The organism is Thermoplasma acidophilum DSM 1728 (assembly GCF_000195915.1).
Classification (GTDB): Archaea; Thermoplasmatota; Thermoplasmata; order Thermoplasmatales; family Thermoplasmataceae; genus Thermoplasma; species Thermoplasma acidophilum.
Window position 1 is genome coordinate 1,164,448 of record NC_002578.1, and the last position, 16,230, is coordinate 1,180,677.

At 47.6% G+C, this 16,230-nt stretch carries 15 protein-coding genes and 1 tRNA gene; 5 read left to right on the forward strand and 11 right to left on the reverse strand.

What is annotated here, in order from left to right:
- Positions 1 to 26: 26 nt before the first annotated feature.
- On the reverse strand, positions 27 to 1,112 hold the full coding sequence (locus tag TA_RS05665; RefSeq protein WP_048161954.1) for a DUF763 domain-containing protein: 1,086 nt from the start codon (positions 1,110 to 1,112) through the stop codon (positions 27 to 29).
- Between the two features lie 445 nt (positions 1,113 to 1,557).
- On the opposite strand from TA_RS05665, the gene TA_RS05670 reads away from it, so the two are divergent.
- On the forward strand, positions 1,558 to 3,024 hold the full coding sequence (locus TA_RS05670; protein ID WP_010901506.1) for an FGGY family carbohydrate kinase: 1,467 nt from the start codon (positions 1,558 to 1,560) through the stop codon (positions 3,022 to 3,024).
- 220 nt (positions 3,025 to 3,244) lie between these two features.
- Entirely contained in the window at positions 3,245 to 3,856 is a 612-nt protein-coding gene (locus tag TA_RS05675; RefSeq protein WP_010901507.1) for a DUF981 family protein, read from the forward strand.
- A gap of 196 nt (positions 3,857 to 4,052) precedes the next feature.
- Here TA_RS05675 and TA_RS05680 read toward each other — a convergent pair.
- From TA_RS05680 to TA_RS05705, 6 genes are all read right to left on the reverse strand, one after another.
- Positions 4,053 to 4,127 (reverse strand) — tRNA-Glu (locus TA_RS05680).
- A gap of 103 nt (positions 4,128 to 4,230) precedes the next feature.
- Complete coding sequence (locus TA_RS05685) at positions 4,231 to 5,250, reverse strand: mRNA surveillance protein pelota (protein WP_010901508.1); 1,020 nt, start codon at positions 5,248 to 5,250, stop codon at positions 4,231 to 4,233.
- Positions 5,251 to 5,257: 7 nt separating this feature from the next.
- A complete protein-coding gene (locus tag TA_RS05690; RefSeq protein ID WP_241761817.1) occupies positions 5,258 to 5,689 on the reverse strand; it encodes a Mut7-C RNAse domain-containing protein in 432 nt (143 codons plus the stop codon).
- Between the two features lie 7 nt (positions 5,690 to 5,696).
- Positions 5,697 to 6,239: a UbiX family flavin prenyltransferase gene (locus tag TA_RS05695; RefSeq protein WP_010901510.1), complete on the reverse strand. Its 543-nt coding sequence runs from the start codon at positions 6,237 to 6,239 to the stop codon at positions 5,697 to 5,699.
- Between the two features lie 12 nt (positions 6,240 to 6,251).
- The gene (locus tag TA_RS05700) at positions 6,252 to 6,797 is read right to left on the reverse strand and encodes a hypothetical protein (RefSeq protein WP_010901511.1); all 546 of its coding nucleotides are present in this window, start codon (positions 6,795 to 6,797) and stop codon (positions 6,252 to 6,254) included.
- A 44-nt stretch (positions 6,798 to 6,841) separates the two neighbouring features.
- Positions 6,842 to 10,264, reverse strand: coding sequence for a hypothetical protein (locus tag TA_RS05705; protein WP_010901512.1), 3,423 nt, complete (start codon positions 10,262 to 10,264; stop codon positions 6,842 to 6,844).
- 152 nt (positions 10,265 to 10,416) lie between these two features.
- Between TA_RS05705 and TA_RS05710 the strand changes: the two genes are divergently transcribed.
- Both TA_RS05710 and radA read left to right on the forward strand, forming a co-directional pair.
- Positions 10,417 to 11,433 carry a type II glyceraldehyde-3-phosphate dehydrogenase gene (locus tag TA_RS05710; protein WP_010901513.1) on the forward strand — a complete coding sequence of 339 codons (1,017 nt, stop codon included), beginning with the start codon at positions 10,417 to 10,419 and terminating at the stop codon, positions 11,431 to 11,433.
- A complete protein-coding gene (gene radA, locus TA_RS05715) occupies positions 11,433 to 12,401 on the forward strand; it encodes a DNA repair and recombination protein RadA (protein ID WP_048161958.1) in 969 nt (322 codons plus the stop codon). Before TA_RS05710 ends, radA begins: the two co-directional genes overlap by 1 nt.
- A 34-nt stretch (positions 12,402 to 12,435) precedes the next feature.
- Here the strand turns inward: radA and TA_RS05720 are convergent, their stop codons facing one another.
- Entirely contained in the window at positions 12,436 to 13,077 is a 642-nt protein-coding gene (locus TA_RS05720; RefSeq protein WP_010901515.1) for a macro domain-containing protein, read from the reverse strand.
- 124 nt (positions 13,078 to 13,201) lie between these two features.
- Here TA_RS05720 and TA_RS05725 point away from each other — a divergent pair, with 124 nt between their 5' ends.
- Positions 13,202 to 13,714 (forward strand): ACT domain-containing protein, encoded by a 513-nt coding sequence (locus tag TA_RS05725; protein WP_010901516.1) that lies wholly within the window; start codon positions 13,202 to 13,204, stop codon positions 13,712 to 13,714.
- 14 nt (positions 13,715 to 13,728) lie between these two features.
- Here the strand turns inward: TA_RS05725 and TA_RS05730 are convergent, their stop codons facing one another.
- The 3 genes from TA_RS05730 to TA_RS05740 are packed head-to-tail and all read right to left on the reverse strand — an operon-like array spanning position 13,729 to position 16,221.
- Positions 13,729 to 14,805 carry a 5-(carboxyamino)imidazole ribonucleotide synthase gene (locus tag TA_RS05730; protein WP_052295729.1) on the reverse strand — a complete coding sequence of 359 codons (1,077 nt, stop codon included), beginning with the start codon at positions 14,803 to 14,805 and terminating at the stop codon, positions 13,729 to 13,731.
- Between the two features lie 31 nt (positions 14,806 to 14,836).
- Complete coding sequence (locus TA_RS05735; RefSeq protein WP_156778531.1) at positions 14,837 to 15,604, reverse strand: sulfite exporter TauE/SafE family protein; 768 nt, start codon at positions 15,602 to 15,604, stop codon at positions 14,837 to 14,839.
- 5 nt (positions 15,605 to 15,609) lie between these two features.
- Entirely contained in the window at positions 15,610 to 16,221 is a 612-nt protein-coding gene (locus TA_RS05740; protein ID WP_010901519.1) for an FmdE family protein, read from the reverse strand.
- Positions 16,222 to 16,230 lie beyond the last annotated feature (9 nt).

Below are 16,230 nucleotides of genomic sequence, written 5' to 3' on the forward strand. Positions count from 1 at the left end.
GACAAAATTTAACCATTTCTTTTCAGTTATGAATAAAAATTTGTCTTCATCTGACTCAGATGGGCCAGTGACCGTGCTATCGTCTCCTTCTCCCTTACATTCAGATCCTTCTCCCTGATCAGATCGGAGAAAAATTCTATAGCGCGATCATAGTCATACGTGTTGACTGGCTTGGGTATGCCATCCTTGCCGCCAACCGCAAACGAAAACTTGACCGGGTCCCTGAATGATGCTTTCGGACCGTATATGACTTCTGCTATGTAGGAGAGCGCCCTCAAAGTGCTCTTTCCGATGCCCTTCTCCATATATATTTTCTCGAAATCGTCAACACCGTACTCGTAGAGATCCCTGAGCTTCTTCCAGTTGACCCTGCCACTGAGATCAAGGAATGGCAGGGAGAAGTTGTCGAGCGTGCTCTGTGCTCCGCTCCTGAAGCGCCACACCTCCCCTTCCCTGACCGAGGCCACAATCGCCGACCTGTTATCCCTGCTTTCGGTTGCGGAAAGATCAAGAACGTTCAGACTGGTTTTATCGGCTGATAGGCCATAGCGGCCCTCTACGTCCACGCGTTCATTTCCTATCAGCCAGTGGTATCTTCTGGCCATTCTGTCCTCAGAGTTCATCCCCTGCTGTATAACAGCATGCCTGCCACGGTCTGAAACGACAACGAACTGCATGTACAGATCGTATCCATCCTGCAGCAGAGAGTTGTCTATCTTCGCGATCCTTCTGGCATTCTCGTATACATATTCCTTATCATCCTCCTTCAGAATGCCAGTTTCGACCGAGGACAGTAGATCGGCTCTCATATCAGCCATGGCGCTGGCCTTTCCTCCGCAGACCTTGACGCCAAGGTCCCTGGTGGAAAGGTACTCTTTCAGCGCAGAAAGCGTGAATACTGTGGTACCGCTGGAGTTCCAGTCAAAACCTGTTACTAGAGAAAGGGAATGAAACCAGAATGGATCTGCCAGTCGTCGTATGAGCTCGCCCTGCCCGTATGTGTCCACTATTATCTCTGCCATGATGCCCGAAAGCTTCACCGCTCTCTTGAACAGATATTCAGGAGGATGCCCGTAATGCAGCGGCAGTGCTGATATACCTCTCCTTTCCATCTGCAACTACATCTATTTCATAGAAATATAATTAGCTACCTCTGTGCGTAAGGATCGAAGATTCATAATACAACGATAAATGTCCATTATCCCAACGGCTCAGGTATCCCGCAACCGTTATCTCCGCCGGCGTGAGTTCGGGTGCCACCGGCTCTGCTCTTTTTGCCTCCCCATAGTTATTGTGGAATTTTCTATTGGCGTAGGCGTGTATATCTTCTATAACGATCTGAGTTTATGGCTTCTCCCAAACTTTTAAATTTCCTATAAATCCTTCGCAAATGCTTTGAATCAAATAACCATAACCTGAAGGCACAGATCCATTGTTGTTATGAAAAGCCCCAGCTGAAATAAAATTTAAGTATGCTACTATTTTTGTCATGCCATCAGAGAGAAAAATTACGTTATCGCAATAGATGTCGGTACCACCGGGACAAGATCTGCTATCGTGGATGCTAATGGGCGTATCGTCTCATTTGCCTACAGATTGAACAGACAGTATTTTCCTGCGCCGGGATGGGTTGAACAGGATCCCGTGAATCTCTGGCGCAATGTGAGGATCACGCTGAAGAAGGCCATAGAGGAATCCAGAATTGATTTGACTGGCATTGCTTCGGCTGGCGTGACGAACCAGCGCGAGACTGTCCTCGTATGGGATCGTAAGACTGGCCGGCCGCTCTACAACGCGATTGTATGGCAGGATAAACGAACATCCAGGAGGATAAAGGATCTCGATGAGGAGACTTCAAATTCGATAATGAAAACCACCGGGTTGAGACCTGATTCATATTTCTCGGCTTCAAAGATACAGTGGCTGCTGGAAAATGTCGAGGGCCTTAGGAAAAAGATGGCCGATGGTGATGTCTCATTCGGAACTGTAGACTCGTGGATCATCTGGAATCTGAACGGTTCCGTAAATAGAAGCATCACCGTTACGGACCACAGCAATGCATCCAGAACCATGTTATATGATATAGCTAAGCTGAGGTGGAATCCAGATCTGCTCGACATATTTGGTGGAATATCTGAAACTTCGCTGCCTGAGGTTATGTCGTCAGGATCTGCTGAGTACGGCTACATCTCAAAGGATACTTCAGCGATATTCGATGGGCGGGAAGTGCCCATTACCGCCGATATAGGGGATCAGCAGTCGGCTCTCTTTGGGCAGGGATGTTTCAATCCAGGCGACGTGAAGGCAACGTATGGAACTGGAACCTTTATCCTTTCCAATGCAGGAACCGAGGTTCCGCAGACCTCCGGAACTCTGCTCAGAACCATATTCTATTCCATATCTGGCAGGGAGTTGAGTTATGCGCTCGAAGGGAGCATACTTGCATCTGGATCAGTGCTCAGATGGCTTCAGAACAGTCTCCATCTATTCCGATCAGCCAAGGATATAGAGGATGCCGCAGAAAAGCTGAAGAGCAATGATGGAGTATACTTTGTCCCGGCATTCTCCGGCCTTGGTTCTCCATACTGGGATCAGGACGCGAGAGGACTGTTCATTGGGCTTACTGAGAGCACGACCGCCGATCATCTGGCCAGATCCGTACTGGAATCTGAAGTTTATATGGCCACCGACGTGATTATGGAAATAGAAAAGGAGATCGGAAGGAATATAGCGAAGATAAGGTGCGATGGGGGCGGATCAAGAAGCGATTTTCTGATGCAGTTTCAGGCCGACATTGCTAATGCGGAGGTGCTCGTACCCGAATCATCGGAAACTACGGCCCTGGGATCAGCTTACCTATCCGGCCTTGTATCCGGCTTATGGAAGAGCAAGGATGAAATACGCGAGCTCTGGAGGCTCAAGAAGGTGTATAGGCCAGTGATGTCAGAAGAGGAAAGGAAAAGGAACTATGTGGGATGGAAGGATGCCGTAAAGAGATGCATGGGATGGCATCCTAATATATAACCATCAGAAGTGCCGATCTAACATAGCCTGAGCTGACATTGAAGCATACGGGGCCAAATCAATGTCGTACGTGTAAGAGGCCTCTAATATAGGTGACGATCATGATTCACCTTGTATAGTTAAAGAAACGAATCAGTTGATGAAATTAGGATTTACATCATTATATTTCTAAAAACGGCAAAATATTTATAAAATAAAGAAGAATGAGATCGGGATTGATATGGCATTCATAGATGATCTTGCGATGGAGCTTTTCACATTGTCGCTGGTAGGTGTGCTCTCGCTGTATCTCACGGGAACAGCATATCTGGCTTATAGAAAGGGTGTCAAAGATATTGAAGAAGTCATGAAGCCTGGGGCGTTCCCGCTATTGGTACTGGGCATGATAATAACAATAATGGGCATATACGGAGAAATGACATGGCCTCTTCCCGGCAGCTACAACATACTGTTCTACGATCCTTACCTTATCCTCGGGTTGATATTGCTGATGGTTGCCATCTCACTCATTCTAAAGCAGAAGCTGCAGTACACAGGCATAATTGCACTTTTCGCTGGGCTGATAGCCATATATTACGGTGCAAATGCGTACATAGATAAGATGACTGCCAGCCCAATAGCGATGCTCGGGCTTTACATTGCCTTCGGATTGACAGGCGTCTTCACATATCCCACCACATTGATATACGATTTATTGCCGGGAAAAGCAAAGGTTTCAAAACTGTGGATGGTCGTTCTGGTAATTTTCTGGATAGGCCTTGTGGTATCTGCAGTGCTGGCCGCCCTGACAGCAATAGAAGCTGTGCCTCAGCACCTGCTCAAACCACCATGATATTTTGAAAAATCAACTTTATTTTTATGTTTCATTTAGATCAACCTACAATGACCTGCAAAATGAGTTAATCGGAAATCTTCTCTTTGCTAAAGCTTTGGAGATTTATGCTTCAGTGACATATGACTACGGCAGTGTATTGCGCATTTGCGCCATAGCCTCGCAGAGGGATTAAATATAATAATAAACGATTAAATGCTCCGGCCGGGATTTGGACCCAGGTCGTCGGCTCGAAAGGCCGATATGCTTGTCCGGACTACACCACCGGAGCGACAAGAGTGAATTTAAAAGGAGTATATTTAATTTTTCAGAACACGGATTTCCATATAAAATATAATAATTGTAATTTTATGGCATGAAACATAGAACCGCAATTACTGCACCCTGTAGCGCAAAATACCTGCAAATCCACCGAATTTCTTCACTATCTGCCCCGGATCATTGCTCACGCTCACTATATGTATTCTCGTCCCAACCGTTTGAGCAATGCTCAGTGATCTTCTGCCATCCTCTGTTCTGAACATTTCATCGGTTATTATGAGGTCTGACAGGGCCCCCATCTGCAGAGCACTCTCAGTCTGGTCCCTCCCATAGACCCCCATATCTTTTTTCACTGCGACCAGAAACTCATCCACTATCTCCTTGTCCCTGGCGATCCTTTCATTACTCAGCAGCTTCGCCCCATCGGCGGAGGTTATGAATTCATAAACAGCGCCAGAATCAGTCCTGTTTGCCGGAAAACTGCCGATGACATTTACTCCCCTCTGAGCGCAGTACCTTGCGAACCTGTCCCTGGCAAATCCCGGGCCGAGAATAATGATACTGTTGCTGTAGTTCTTCAGCGCGTTCACAATCTGATCGAAATATGAGGCTTCGGAATAGTTGCCCTCTGCGTATTTACCGGATCTCCCTGAATAGACAGTGCCGACCTGCTGGATTCCGTACGGATGTATCAGAAAAATCTGCGCTTCATCCTCATCCATGGCTACAGCGGTGTATACCGTAACGTATTTTTCATCCGTCGCCTCTTTCAAAAGATCGATGTGCTGGTCGTCCCATTCCTTGGTGATGGATATCTCGCTATCCACCGTGACCGTTATGGACTGGTGCTTACCCTTCGTATCCTCCGGCCCCTCAATAACCGTTCCGAGTATGCGGAGCCTGTTGTCAAAGTCCTGGAATTCTATCTTCTCCACCTTGAGTCTTATCGTTATCGGGATCCTTTCACGTTCCCTCGATCTCTGCACATCGGCTGATTCTTCGACCCGCCTGAATGTGATTGCTGAAACCTCATCGCCTTCAGAGAGTATATTTCTCAGATACCAGAGATCGTCCAGGCTTTCAATGCGTATTCTGTACGTGCTGTTCTTAAGATCCTCTTCCAAAATTCGCATGGTGAGTTCATTCCCCTTTCGGCCTTAGATTCTCTATCTTTCTGTATATACGTCTGTAATGACTGCCCTTCCAGTACATCTTATGACAACCCGTGCATATGTATACGTCCCTGTGATTCCTCAGGTACTCGGGTATCTTTGACCTCAATTTTACAAGTCTGCCGTTGCACACGGGGCATCTCATGAACCTGTCCTTCATCCTCGATGAGAAATGAGCTATGAAGTCACGCAGCTGATCATTTATGTCATCATAGGGCTCGAAAATGGACATTGGATACTTCTGGTACATCCCGTAATCCCTTGTTATTATTATTCTGCCCTCCGACCTGCTTTTCGTTATTATCTCATCGTCAGGTACGGTACCTGAGGGGTAGTATACATCGTATCCCATGAGCCTTATCCATCTGGCCAGCTTTCCAAGCATCTGGTCAACCGTCAATTTTATTTCACCATCTCTTGATGAGGTCGTTTCCAACACCAACCAGATCGAGAATTCTAGATACAACGAACGCCACCATATCATCAACCGACTTGGGCTTTGTGTAAAATCCAGGCGACGCCGGCGCCACGATAACACCGTTTTCAGATAGATAAGTCATATTCTTCAGATCTATCGTGCTAAGCGGCATTTCACGCGGGACAACGATGAGGCGCCTTCTCTCCTTAAGGGAAACAGCTGCCGCCCTTGTTATGAGGGTGTCTGATATTCCGGCAGCTATCTTGGAAATGGTCGTTATAGAGCATGGAACTATGACCATGGAATCGAAGAGGAAGCTTCCAGAACTTATTGGAGCTGAAAAGTCATCGTCCTCATAATTATGGGAGGCGAGTGATCTTATGTATTCGATGTTTTCATCCGATTCATATTGTATGACCTTTTTTGCCGCTTCGGATATGACAAGGTAGGTATCATGGCCCCGGAGATTCTCCAGGAACCTGACCGCGTATGGGATTCCTGACGCGCCAGATATGCCGACGACTATTCTCATTATTTTTTCTGATTATTTCCTCCTATTAAAAACATAGTAAAGCACGAATATAGATGCGAAGAGTACGACTATTACACCTATGCCTATGTATTCACCAGTGTGGTTTACCACCGGCTTTGAGAACGAGAATCCAGGGTACGCGCCGGCATCTAACGCCTGTATGTTGGTGTAGCCAGATATCTGCGATGGCTTATTCTCTATGGATATGAAGGCCTTTGTCATATTCTGAACGCTTGGGAAGCCTATCTGGGAGAGCGCCACCACAAGCTCCAGACCGTATGGGTTAAGTCCGGTATAACTTAGATCGAATACTATTAGATCCTGCGTTGAGACGTTGGTCCAGTTGTAGGATATCAGCGATTTGTTATCTATAACATCGCTGAAGAATGAGTTCCACTCTGTCTGTGTTATGCTGTAATGCGTTGAGCCATAATAGTAAGTTATGGAGGGTAGCGACGAGGGGGGAGGCGGAAGCGTCGGAGTGCTGGCCATAGATACAGCTGGCAAGGAAAGCAGCGCAAGTGCCAGTATGAGTGCTGTGATCAGTTTGAATCTCATTCAGGACGAGAATGAAAATATTGTTTAAATATTTATCCGCAGGATCATTCTCTTCCGACTATGAACTCGTGTCCATCCGGATCGGTTTCTACTGATATGCTGTTACGGGCCCTCTCATCTTCTATGGCTCTCACCACCTGTTTCCTGGTGAACCTCTTCCTTCTTGCAACCCTTAAAACGTCCTTTACAGATGATCCTCCGGAGCTCGTTATCAGTTCATGGAGGTGTTCCAGATCCCTGTTCCTCGTGGCAAGGTAAATCGGTGGCACTACGGCGATGACTGCTGGTGAAAATGCCATGTAGGATGGCGAATAGAACCTGTAAGCCGCTTTGCCGCTGGCATTACCGATAGACACCTTGACGATGACAACGTTGGGGCCGGGCCTATTTGCCATGCTTACGTTGTAGCCTTCGTATTGCCTTCCGTTGATGTACCATGTGACCTTATAACCGGAAATATGGTATCCATGGACTTGGATCCGCAACCGCGTGGTTAAAAGCGAAACATGGGAAGTTATGCTTACTGAACGTATCTCTGGATATGGATACTCCTGCAGTTCGTATACAGAATAATTCGCATTTCCGTAGACGTTTCTGCCAGATACGTTTACCGTAAGGTTCCCGTCCGATCTTATTCTGTAAAGTACGGTGCCGTTATTCGCGTAGTATGCTGTATTTCCGATCCTTATCATTATGTCGGTGACATTCTGCTGCCGTACCGATACGAGAAGGTATGCTGATCCATTGGCCGTTTCATTGGCGAACTCCGCGTAAATACGTGGACGGCAAAGCGATGCCTCCACATAGAGCTTGATGACTCCGTAGTTGCCCGTTGATGTATAATTGTAAAATAAAAAGGTATAATTTCCATAGCCTGGAAGTGCCAGGACGTTTTCATCGATGCTGAAGTTGTAGATCAGGTTTCTGGTACTGAAAGGAACCGTAACATTTGTTGAATTGGTGAAAATTCTATATGATAGGGATTCGGGCACCGTGCTATTTTCATATATTGATATATTTTGGTAGGATTCAGTACCGCTGGGTGAAACTGCCTCTATGGCTATTGTATAATTACCGTTGGTTATAAAGTATGGAGATGATCCGTTGAATGTGATCGATGCTCTATTAACGAAAGAAAATGAGGCGATCTCACCACCCTTATACAGTATGTGTATGAAAATGTCAGATGAAACGTTCGCAGATACGTTCAGGTGCATCGTGTTGTTTCTGGAATTCCCGTAGAATGAGTAGAATCTGCTTTCTGTGCTGTTCACGGTGAGAAGCGGCGCAAAGGTGATCACGTTCACGTACCCGGTGAAAACGGTTATGTTCTTGCCATGGTATGAAACGTATACGGTCAGGTTGTTGATACCCTCATGTCCTTGAATGATTACGGTATCGTTACCATGGGCGATCACACCGGCGGAAGCTACGGTAAAATTATAGCCTGCGGGATAAAGAGTGACCGGAATATCCGATGTGCTGAAATACTCACCGCTGTATATGCTGACGGAGAAATTCTCCATTCTGTACACATGGTATACGAGATCGTCCCTGAATACGATTCCGAATCTATCAATAACAGAAACATTCACATAATCCATACCTGTCTGGTTGAGTACCAGGCTCGCGTTTCCCGCATACAGGTGATCAACGCCGTTTATGGATATCGCCACCTCAGATACTATCGGATCATCCTCGATGCCTATGGATACGTTCTGATCCAGGAGCACATATGAACCGTTGCCCAGTGAACTTGTTATCAGCGGGACATAGTTGTCCACAAAGATAGACCCGCTGTATTCGCGCCGGTATCCAATGGAATTGTTCACGTAGAGCGATATGTTTTGCGTACCGTTGTTTAGCAATGCGCTGTCAATCGGAAAACTGGAATTGCCGAATGCTGTTTCCGAAATGTTCCCTATTCTGAGTATTGCGCGGTATGGATATGCAGAATCCACGGTGAAGTTGAGCCAGGAATACCCCCTTATATACCGAGGCTGATAGAAATTAACTGAGATGCTGCCGTTGATCGGCACAACAACACCGGTGTACAGGATAGTTATGGATCCGCCAATGGCCACTAGAATATAGCTTGAATTGCTAGCTGAAGCATAATATACATGCGTTCCGGTGCCGATGATCCTATTTCCAATGATAACATCACTGTTCTGATAGAAAAGGCCAACGGATGCATCTACCTTGCCAAAAATCATATGATCGCCATAGACGCCAATACCGTTTGCATTGTAGAGGATGCAGGTGGACCCATCTGAAATGCCACCGATCCGGTCGGTGGTATTGGAGAATGCCCCTTCAACTACCGTGCCGTTGCTCATAAAGTATGCGATGTTTTCCCTAGAGCTATCGTTGTACATCCATACGGAACTGTTCGATGCATTGTAGTATTCGAATGTGCCGTATCCGATCATCTTCACATTTCGATTCTCAAGGGAGTATGCGTACGTTGTCGATTTATTGAACATGAAGATGTAGTCAAAGGCAGCATACTCCCGGTATCCCGTGAGGTTCAGATGCACGTCTCCAATTTCAGCAACAGTAAGGGTGGAGAGGTTGACCGATACGATTTCGGTTTCGTTTCCCGCAGCCTCCGCTGCGTAAAGCGTATTTCCGTACGCGGAGAACGTGGTAAAATCATCATGTAATATCCTGTACGTGCTCATGTTGAGATAGTTCGATACGTATATCCCGGTCTCATTGATGCCGATGATGGAATTTCTGGTATAATCTGGATAGTAATAGGTTCCGTTTTCGTACGGTAGATCCGTATAATACGTGCTGTAAAGGCCTGAATCCTGCGTGAGATTGATTGGATAATTTCCGAGCGATATGTTGTAGAGGGTCATGTTGACGGCATTGGATCCTATCAGAAGGCTGGTTTCACCGGCAGGTATGGAGGTGTTGAAGTCTATTGGCATGTTTAACCCATCGCTGCTTGTGTTCAGAAACACAAGAGTCTGATTGTGGAAAAATGCGAATTTCATTGTGTAAATGATGTTTGCAGAAACCGTAGTTCCTGTGTGTGCGGTGATAGGAGAATACTCCTCTAAATTCTGAGAGTTCGAGAAATCCATTGCGATGCCGGAGCCTTGCGATCTCAGTATGATGTCGTTGATATCGGCTCCGCCGATCCCATTTTCAGAATAGTTGAATACAAAGGCGAGATCCTGGCCGATCCTCCTGTCAAACGATATATTGAGGTATGTACCATTTGAATCTAGGTCAAGCGAAAATATGTTCAGGCCAAGTCGTCCGTAAATGTCTTTTATTCCAATTTTGGCCCCGCTCACGTCATTTATAACGCTGAAGGAGAAGTTGGTGCTATTCGCAGGAAATGATCCGGGGCTTTGTCCTGAGAAATTGTAATATTCATGCCCCGCACTGATGAGGGTGAACGACGGTATGGTAATTATTGCAACTATTACAGCAATTATAACTTTGTTCATATGACCATAAATTTAACGAATATAAAAATTATATTTTTACCGTGAATGGTATCGACAAGTGAAAATGTAATACAAATTTCACGCTAAACCCGCATTAAAAGGCTGCGAATCACATGGATAGATTTATATCATTATATAACTTACAAACTCGAATGATCAGAGTAGGCATTAACGGTTATGGAACCATAGGAAGGAGGGTTGCTCGGGCAGTATCTCTTCAGGATGACATGATCGTAACGGGCATAGTGAAGACAAAACCCGACTACGTCAGCATGGTTGCATCCAGAGACTTCAAAATTTTTGTTCCCGATAAATCCTATGAGAAGGCATTTCAGGATGCAGGAATAAAGGTTGAAGGTACTGTTGAGAATCTGATCGATGATTCGGAGATCATAGTTGATGCGACTCCAGAGGGACAGGGAGAGAAGAACAAGGATCTGTACGTCAAGAGAAGGATAAAGGCCATATTTGAGGGGGGAGAGGAGCCAGAGATCGCGCAGGCCAGCTTCAATGCGTATTCAAACTTCGAAGAGGCCCGATCCAAGGATTACGTCAGGGTGGTGTCATGCAACACTACCGCGCTGGCCAGAACGCTCCATCCACTCAGAGAAAGATTTGGGATAAGGTATGTGGACGCAACGATAGTCAGGCGGGCAACCGATCCCAACGACAGCAAGAAGGGGCCGATAAACGCTGTGGAGCCAAGTCTCTCCATACCGTCCCATCATGCGCCTGACCTCAGGACAGTAATGAGCGGTCTGAATGTGAGCACCATTGCGATAAAGGCGCCGACGACCCTGATGCACGTTCATGCTGTCAGAGTTGAGCTGGAGAAGGATGCCTCAAAGAACGATGTAATTGAAGCATGGAGGTCCTACAGAAGGATAATGGAGATAGGAAAGAACAGCGGCATAACGTCCACGGGGCAGATGATGGATCTTGCCAGGGAGTTCGGCAGGGATAGATCCGATCTGTACGAAATAGCCGTATGGAGCCAGAGCGTGTCTGTTCAGGGAAACCATGTCTCTTATATTCAGGCGGTGCATCAGGAGAGTGACGTGGTTCCAGAGAATGTAGATGCCATAAGATCCATGTTCGATATAGCGGACAGGGACAGGTCCGTATCGATGACAGACAGCAAACTGAAGATAGAGAAGAGGGTGTTTTGATGGAAAGTAACGAGGAGAATAGGGAGAAGAAAACCATTGAGGATTTACCGGGTGTCGGAGAAGCGACTGCAGAGAAGCTGAGGGAGAACGGATACGATGACATAATGGCCATCGCCGTGGCCTCTCCGAAGGATCTTTCCGATGTAACGGGCATTGGTGAGGGTGCAGCTGCAAAGATAATAGCGGCGGCACGAAAATTCGCGGATATAGGTAATTTCGAAACTGGTGAAGAGATACTTGAAAGGAGAAAGAGCATACAGAAGCTGACGACCGGGAGCAAGAATCTCGATGATCTCCTCGGTGGCGGCCTTGAAACGCAGGCAATAACGGAATTCTTCGGTGAGTTCGGTTCAGGGAAAACGCAGATAATGCACCAGCTTGCAGTCAACTGCACGCTTCCAAAGGAGAAGGGTGGTTTCGACAGCGATGTGATGATGATCGATACCGAGAACACATTCAGGCCGGAACGCATAATACAGATGGCAAAGAGCAAGGGCGCGGATCCGGACGAAACGCTGAAGAGGATACACGTTGCAAGGGCCTACAATTCCCACCACCAGATACTGCTGGCGGAGAAGGCCCAGGACACCGCAAAGGAGTATAACATTAAGCTTCTGATAGTCGATTCGCTTACCGCTCACTTCAGATCAGAATACGTGGGCCGTGGATCTCTTGCGGAGAGACAGCAGCTTCTGAACAAGCATATGCACGACCTGCTCAGGTTTGGAACCATATACAATGCTGTCATCGCAGTAACAAACCAGGTTTCGGCAAGGCCGGACGTTTTCTTCGGCGATCCCATGGCACCCATCGGAGGAAACATAGTGGGGCACACTGCAACCTTCAGGATATACCTGAGGAAGAGCAAGGGTGGAAAGAGGATAGCCAGACTCATCGACTCACCTTATCTGCCGGAAGGGGAAACGGTGATACAGATAAGCGAGGAAGGCGTCAGCGACGGTACATGATCTCCGGTGATCTCTCACCGGACATCTCTATTTTTCAAGTATTTTCCTGTACATCCCTGTTCCAGTTCACCGGAAGCCCAAGGTCAGAAAGGATAAACAGGAATCGTTTTCCCTGATCCTCTGTGTAGAATACGAACCTCACTGTATAACCTGCGCTTTCATCCTTAAGAAAGTCAATGACGGATCTTATCGCTATTCTCTCCGCGCGATCGAATGGAAATCCATAAGCTCCTGTGCTTAGGGCCGGAAATGCAATATCGTGTATACCGAATTCTCTTGCCAGATCCAGGCAGCTCCTGTAGGATCGGTAGAGAACATCGTCTTCACCGTTACGTCCACCCATCCACACCGGCCCAACCGTATGTATGATGTGTGATGCTTTCAGTCTATACCCGCGGGTTATCACGGCCTCTCCTGGCGGCAGGCCATTCGGATACCGTTCCCGCCTTATCTTTACAAGCTCCCCGTTCAGTTCCGGGCCTGCCGCCGAATGTATTGCGCCATCGACACCCCCGCCTCCCATAAGGGAGGAGTTGGCTGCATTCACGATTGCTTCGGCATCCGATTCCGTTATGTCCCCAACCTCGACAGCCAGCATGTGCACACCATAATGGAACTCTCGCATCCTCCTCATGACCTGCCATGGGCATTCGCATTCAAAATACCTTCGAAGCATGATGCCACGATAGGAGGATACTGGATATCATGCGCACCATTGCATTCTTCGCATCATTGCGCACGCGTGCAGGTTTCCTGCGGAATCTGAAAAATTTAAGTATTGCAAGGGTATTTTATTATGAATGTGGTCTTATATCTACGATAAATTTTCCAGAAGCCCTTCACAGCTAAGGATCGTCAAGAAGATGTTCTCCATAGGCATACGTGTTACGAAGCTCTACGATGAGCCTGTACTGATGTGCGGAGACATAGAGATAAGACCGAACACGCTTGCTAAGGCCACAGGCACGGATCGCAGATCCGTGATGAGCGTGATAGAACGCATCATAAACGACGAAACTCTTTATCCCGTATTCTCTCAGCTTGAACCGGTGGCCAACCTCTGGAAGGTAAGTTCCAAGCTCGGCTACGGGGTCATCGAGATACTGCCCGAAAGTGCCTCCAAGCCCGGGATCATAGCGGGCGTTTCAAGCATAATAGCAAAGAGAGGCATAAGCATAAGGCAGGTGATAGTTGATGATCCGGAACTGGTCGAAGACCCGAAGGCTGTTGTCGTAACCGAGCAGAAGGTTCCGCCCGACATCATACCGGAACTGAAATCGGTTGAGGGCGTGCGTGCAATAACCATACTGTGATCGTGCGGTTTTTCTCAAATATAGTTTTGGACGCCGTCTGGGTACAGTATGTCCATCACCCTGGATATGCGATCATCCAGCCTGTCCCTCGTATAGCCTGTAAGGTTGACATGGCCCACCTTTCTCCTGCGCCTGATGCCCTCCTTTCCATACCAGTATATCTCAGCTTCCCCCAGTTCCAGTATCCTCTTCACCTTCTCCTGATCCAGGTCCTGGCCCAGTATATTCACGGATGAGGATGGCCTGTAAAGCACAGGCTTCGGCACAGGAAGGCCGCTTATCGCCCTCACGTGCTCCTCAAACTGCGACACTGACGAGCCGAGAAGCGTGTGATGGCCGGAATTGTGCACCCTTGGGGCATATTCATTTATGATCACCTTTCTTTTCCTTACGTAGAACTCAATGCCCATCACGCCATGGTAATCCAGCGCTTCCATGAGCTTCTTTGCGATAGCCGGCATTGTTAGCTCGTCTGTGGGTGCAACATTGTAGATGAAGATCGCCTCCCTGTTATAGTTGTATGTGGGATCAAAGTAGGTGAAGTTGCCGTCACGATCTCTAACGGCAATTATTGAGGCCTCGTAGTCGAAATCTATGAACTCTTCCACCACGAACCTGTCTCCCTGAAGCCTTTCGCTTACCCCGCCGTCGTAAACGATCTGCCCCTTGCCATCATAACCGCCATACGCATTCTTTATGACCGCCTTTCCCATGTCCCTGGCGTACCTCACAGCCTCGTCAAAGCTGCTGGCAACGTGGTATTCCGCGACAGGAAGGCCGTTGTCGGTAAGAAAATCCTTTTCCTTTGATCGATCCTTCTTCAATTCAACAGACTGTATGCCAGGAAACAGCTTTCCCTGGGACTGCGCATATTCAAGCGCCTCTTCCATTACATGCTCAAACTCGAATGTGACAACATCCGATTGATCTACAAACTTTCTGTATTCCTCGGGGCTGAAATGAGCGTCAGCTATCAGCGATGCCGGGCCAACGCCATTGGAATCCAGCACCAGATACCTGTTGCCCAGCCTGCGCCCCTCGTTTATCATCATGAAGCCAAGCTGTCCTGTGCCTATTATGCCTATGTTCATGCGCATCGTATGCCGTTAAAAAATAAATAATTTAATGGAACATCATGGAAACGGAGTAGGCTGTCTTCACGGTTACGAACAGTATTATTATTATGATGAGCAAGCGTACCTTCCTGCTGTCGAATCTGTGCATCAAGAATGAGCCGGTGAAGCCACCTGCGATGCCACCGATGAGTACAACGATCCAGAGGAGGTAATTAACGCCCCTGAGTATGGCCAGGTAGGAGAGAAAGCCCGAAGCTGAGGAAAACAGGGCGATGAACGCCGATGTGCCTGCTATCTTCTTGTAATCGCTCTCCATGAAGGTGAGAACAGGAAGTATGATCATGCCCCCTCCAACACCGAGAAGCCCTCCGAGGAAGCCTGCAAGAGCGCCGATGAAAATCCCGGTTATGGCGCCGCTTATGCCGGTCAACACAGCATCCTTTTTGCCCTTCTTTCTGCCACTGATCAGGTTGAACAGCGTGTAGGACAGGAAAACGACAAATATGATGAGGAGGTACTTTCTGGGTGTGTGCACGCCTACCATCGCTCCAACAGGGGCCATGGCGACCGCAGGTATCAGGAATATCACCCCTATCTTCCACAGTATGAAGCTGTGCTTTGCGTTGTTCGCCGTTGCGCTGGACAGGGAGAATACATTGAGCAGCAATCCGGCTGCGGCAGCTATGGAAAACGGAATGCCAAATGAATAGTAGATGGGTATGAGGGTATTGGCCGCCCCCACGCCTGATATGGCGAATACCGCTGATAGAATCCAGGTCAGAATGAGTATTATAATGTACAGGGCCCCGATCATAGGCATCATTTCTTGCCGTAGTAATCAGGCTTGCACACAGGCTTTCCGTTCAGCAACTTGGCATCCGCTTCGTATGTGTATTCTCCGCAGACATCGCACCTGACCTTCGCACCGTTTTTCTTCACGGGTTCAAAGGTGAAACCGTCAATCTCCCGGTATTCGAATATCTCCTCATCCTCGAGCGATGAGATCCATTCAAGCACAGGATCTATTGCGCCTGCCGGTATCTCCGATGGTTCGTATCCCTGTTTCCTGTATCTGAAGAAATCTGAAGCCCTGGTGCTGAGTTCATCCATGAAACTGTTGCGTACATGCACGCGGATCGCTTTCCTTCCTGGCCTGTAAAGTATCAATGCCAATTTTCCGTATCCCAGCAATGAGAACAGGCCCTTTCCATAGGTGCATCCGGTTGCAGCCTGTGCACCGTCATTGAAGCAGCCATTCATATCCTCAGGGGACATCTCAGAAAGAAGGTAGGTTCTGTGATCCTTCTCCTTTTCCAGGCCTGCGATCTTCAGAGCATAGGAACCGGCCCTGTAGCCCATGGGCATGTACGGACACTTGTGCCCATGAAACTCGAAAGCCCACTCTGGAATTCCGAAATTCAGTTTCTCCATGCGTTTTCA

Excerpts from the sequence above, each read along its gene's own strand:
- TA_RS05665 (WP_048161954.1), bottom strand. The coding sequence starts at position 1,112 with ATGGAAAGGAGAGGTATATCAGCACTGCCGCTGCATTACGGGCATCCT.
- TA_RS05675 (WP_010901507.1), top strand. The coding sequence starts at position 3,245 with ATGGCATTCATAGATGATCTTGCGATGGAGCTTTTCACATTGTCGCTG.
- TA_RS05685 (WP_010901508.1), bottom strand. The coding sequence starts at position 5,250 with ATGCGAATTTTGGAAGAGGATCTTAAGAACAGCACGTACAGAATACGC.
- TA_RS05695 (WP_010901510.1), bottom strand. The coding sequence starts at position 6,239 with ATGAGAATAGTCGTCGGCATATCTGGCGCGTCAGGAATCCCATACGCG.
- TA_RS05700 (WP_010901511.1), bottom strand. The coding sequence starts at position 6,797 with ATGAGATTCAAACTGATCACAGCACTCATACTGGCACTTGCGCTGCTT.
- TA_RS05705 (WP_010901512.1), bottom strand. The coding sequence starts at position 10,264 with ATGAACAAAGTTATAATTGCTGTAATAGTTGCAATAATTACCATACCG.
- TA_RS05710 (WP_010901513.1), top strand. The coding sequence starts at position 10,417 with ATGATCAGAGTAGGCATTAACGGTTATGGAACCATAGGAAGGAGGGTT.
- radA (WP_048161958.1), top strand. The coding sequence starts at position 11,433 with ATGGAAAGTAACGAGGAGAATAGGGAGAAGAAAACCATTGAGGATTTA.
- TA_RS05720 (WP_010901515.1), bottom strand. The coding sequence starts at position 13,077 with ATGCTTCGAAGGTATTTTGAATGCGAATGCCCATGGCAGGTCATGAGG.
- TA_RS05725 (WP_010901516.1), top strand. The coding sequence starts at position 13,202 with ATGTGGTCTTATATCTACGATAAATTTTCCAGAAGCCCTTCACAGCTA.
- TA_RS05730 (WP_052295729.1), bottom strand. The coding sequence starts at position 14,805 with ATGAACATAGGCATAATAGGCACAGGACAGCTTGGCTTCATGATGATA.
- TA_RS05735 (WP_156778531.1), bottom strand. The coding sequence starts at position 15,604 with ATGATCGGGGCCCTGTACATTATAATACTCATTCTGACCTGGATTCTA.
- TA_RS05740 (WP_010901519.1), bottom strand. The coding sequence starts at position 16,221 with ATGGAGAAACTGAATTTCGGAATTCCAGAGTGGGCTTTCGAGTTTCAT.